Origin of the sequence: Allomesorhizobium camelthorni, assembly GCF_011045125.1 — a bacterium.
GTDB lineage: Bacteria > Pseudomonadota > Alphaproteobacteria > Rhizobiales > Rhizobiaceae > Allomesorhizobium > Allomesorhizobium camelthorni.
Window position 1 is genome coordinate 1 of record NZ_JAAKZF010000193.1, and the last position, 3,575, is coordinate 3,575.

The 3,575-nt window shown below is 53.7% G+C and carries 3 protein-coding genes; all 3 read left to right on the forward strand.

Features of this window, described 5'->3' with window-relative positions; genetic code table 11:
* Positions 1-1,263: hypothetical protein (locus G6N73_RS34970; protein ID WP_206079263.1), on the forward strand; the 1,263-nt coding region annotated here is incomplete at its 5' end.
* A 266-nt stretch (positions 1,264-1,529) separates the two neighbouring features.
* Positions 1,530-2,588, forward strand: coding sequence for a glycosyltransferase (locus G6N73_RS34975; RefSeq protein ID WP_165034436.1), 1,059 nt, complete (start codon positions 1,530-1,532; stop codon positions 2,586-2,588).
* A gap of 28 nt (positions 2,589-2,616) precedes the next feature.
* On the forward strand, positions 2,617-3,357 hold the full coding sequence (locus tag G6N73_RS34980; protein WP_165034437.1) for an FkbM family methyltransferase: 741 nt from the start codon (positions 2,617-2,619) through the stop codon (positions 3,355-3,357).
* Positions 3,358-3,575: the final 218 nt, after the last annotated feature.

Consider the following 3,575-nt stretch of genomic DNA (forward strand, 5'->3'; position numbering starts at 1 on the left):
GCGCTTGCCGAGGCAAAGGCCGTGGCCGAGCACCTGAGAAAGGAGCGGGCGGAAAAGGAGGATACGCATGCAGCCAAGCTACGCGAGAAGGACAACGCGCTTGCGGAGGCAAAGACTGATGCGGAAAAGCGGCTCCAGCGCGCGCTTCGCGTTGAGAAGCAGAATGCCGAGCTGGAGGAGGTCGGTCGTCAGCAGCAGGCAGAGCTGGAGTACCGTCAGCAGCTCATCACCCAACTGAAAAGCCGCCTGTCCGCCATGCAGCAGCAGCTCGTAGGCAACCCCATTACTCTGCTATACGCCCGCCGCCGGACGCGACGCCAGCTCGTCGAAGAAGCCGGAAAGCCTCAGGCGGCAGTCGGGGCTGTCGCCAAGCCGACGGCGAAGGGCGCCTCGCAGGCTGCGAAATGGGTGTCGCTGGTGCCCGACCAGTTCCGGTCGATACCACCTCAGACCGTCTTCGATGAGAACGACCGCGATTTCGGGGTAGCGGTGTTCGGTTTTAACCGGCCCGACCTCATGGAAGGGGTGCTGACGAGTCTCGGCCACCAAAAGATGCTCGGCCGCGTGCACGTCTTCATTGACGGCGACCAAGGAAGGCCTCATGCGCGGGCTATCATCAACGAGGTAGCCGACGTCGCCGCGCGCTTTCCGGTCCGTGCCATTCACCGGCGCGCGGGCAATCTAGGCTTCCGCAAGATGATGCTGCAGGCCATGACCATTATGTCGGACCGCTACGACATGATGCTCTTCCTGGAGGACGACTGCTTTCCGACGCGCGATTGCTGCAGGATCTTCCGCGCCGAGCTCGGCCTGATCGCCAAGCAAGACGACGTCTTCTCCGTCTACGGCCATCCCTTCGGCTTGCCGAACGAAACCGAGTACTTCACCCGCTTTCAAGGGTGGGGTTGGGGCACGACGTCAGCTAAGCTGAAGCCAGTGCTGTCGGACCTCGTCCGCTGCTACTGGATGGACGAGGCGGACTTCCTGGCCTTCACTCACGAGGCGATGACAGAGGAGATACTCCAACGCATCGACGTTACGCCCGGCCGCCAGCCTTCAGTCACGCTCAAGCGGTTCTTTGCCTGGGACGAAACGACATGCCTTCTAACTGCTTTACGGGGTATGAAACACAAACGCACAGCCGTCAGAGTGATACATAATTGTGGCGCAGGTTCTGCAGGATCACACTTCACGAAGGTGGAACACTACAGAAAGCCACCGTTTAACATGATTGCCGCAGACGAAGTTTGGGATCATTTTTAGTGCGAATTCGCGAAAGAAAATTGCCACGGTTCGTAATTGCTGACCCCTCGCTGAGAGATTCCAAGGGTCATCACTATTCCCTTACAAGGCGAATTACTGAATCAGCGCGTCTGTCAGGCTTTCGTCCCGTATGGTTCTGCCACAGAGAAGCCCAATTCGAAAACACGGAGTCCGCGCAAATACGACCACTGTTTTCGGTCAGCCTCTACGATGCCTACCGGCAAACCGCCGACAATGCTATCAAGCGGGGGGGTAGCATACGTGCGATGGTCGCCTCATTGATTTCTCGGGCTCATACCCGTTCGTCTACCGAACCTCCCGATGTGGTGCTTGCAAAGCAGTTGGCTAGCGGCATAAAATCGCTAAAACTTGGCTTTTCGGACCGCATACTGTTTCATACTGCCGACGGAATGACTTATGCGGCCATCGATCGATTCCTTGCGGCCACTTTAGCAGCCGACGCCCCGCGGCTGCATGTCTGCACTCCCTATGATCCTACGGGTATTATGCCGAACAGGGTGCGTGAACGGCCGATTGATCAGGTGATCAACAGGTGGAGGGACGCTGGATTCATCGGCAATCCGGTATATCTTCACGCCGAAAACGCTAGGCTTGCGACGCATTTGTCTTCACTCTGGGGTTTGCCAGTTGGGACCCTGCCTCTTCCGCTGCCGGAATACGAACCCGCAGGAGCCATAACCGATCGGCCAAGTGGCGAGGGTCATGCCTTGCGGGTAGCGCACTTGGGGCCTGCGCGAATTGAAAAAGGATTCCACCTCCTCCCGAAAATTGTTGAACATGCGCTAAATGAACTTGGATGGAGCAATGATAGCTCCAATACACCTATAAAGTTTTTCATTCAGACAACACCGCAAGTCGTCGGCTATACCCCGCAGGTGGCGGAAGCGCTTACCAAGCTGAAAGGATTTCCAGAAAATGTAGTGCGACTTATCGATAAAGAAACGAGTGAAGCGGAATATTTGGCTTTGGCTCAGTCGTGCGATGTATTCCTATTGCCGTATGGAGTCCACGAATACAAATACCGCTCATCCGGTATCGTTAGCGAAGCAGTTTCGCTTGGTAAGGTAATTGTCGCTACCGACAATACATACCCGGCGAGCATGATTGGCTCTGATGCGGGTGTTGCTGCTACAACCGTTCGGGAGTTCGGTAGTGCTCTTGCCAAAATTTCGCGCAACATAGAGAAGTACCGACTGGGAGCGATAAGCGCCGCGTTGCACTACCGCGCGGAATTTGCTGCCAAGGCGTACGTTGACCGTTGCCTAGAAGCGGAGCGACTCGGGCGCACTATGTCTCAATGGTAGCGTCTGCCAATCCAAAAAGGACAAAGTGGTGACCATACAATCGAAAACCGAAATCTTCGAATTCTCCAACGGTGTTCGTGTTTACGCGAGTGATCTTCTTGCCGAGCAGCGGACACGGTACAGCGAACTTGGCTCAGCGCCTCTACATGAGCCGGTTGAAGAATATTGGCTCCGCACTACACTGGAAAGCATTCCTAGCAAAGCTCCCGTTTTTGTAGATCTTGGAAGTGCACTAGGATACTATTCGGTCCTTGTAAAGAAAATTTCACCGAAGTTTCGTGTTATCTCTGTCGATCCGAACCCCTTTTTTCATAAGCGTCACGCAGAAACTGTCAAGTTAAACGGGTTAGCCGAGGGTGATATTGAGCTAGTGAAGAAAGCAGTATACTCAAGGGCAGGTCATGTATCATTAGCTGATAAAAATTTTGGTAGTTTTGTGTGTGATAAGTTCCAGAATGACGGGGAAGGGATTAATGTCATCGAAGTAGAGTCGGTCACAATAGAAGAATTGGTAGAAGCTGTGTCGGGGCATATTGATTTTATGAAGATGGACATACAAGGAGCAGAGTTAGATGTGTTTAGATCAGTTGATGTCCAGGAAATGAGTAACAATGTGAGTAATATTATTATCGGAACCCATGGCAAAGTCTTGCATGATGAGATCCTAAAGCTACTATCAACGGGCTATCGCATTGCGTTTGAGGACCATTGCCCTGAGCATCAGCCGGATGGAATAATTGTCGCGCACAGTAGGCGGCGGCGATATTAACACCAAAAGTGCGAGGTTCCGTTCGTTGAAATTGTTTGCAGAATGTGCAGGAAGGTCTGCACTGAGACAATCAAAACTCAAACCAGAACTCCTCGCGGGGCTTGAGCGCCGCAGATCCTACAGATTCGTATCGTGGGCAAAGCGTTGCGGTGGGTGAGGATCCCGTTCCCTGCTCGGGGTCAACGTTAAGTAGCATGACCCAAGATACCTGAAACGTA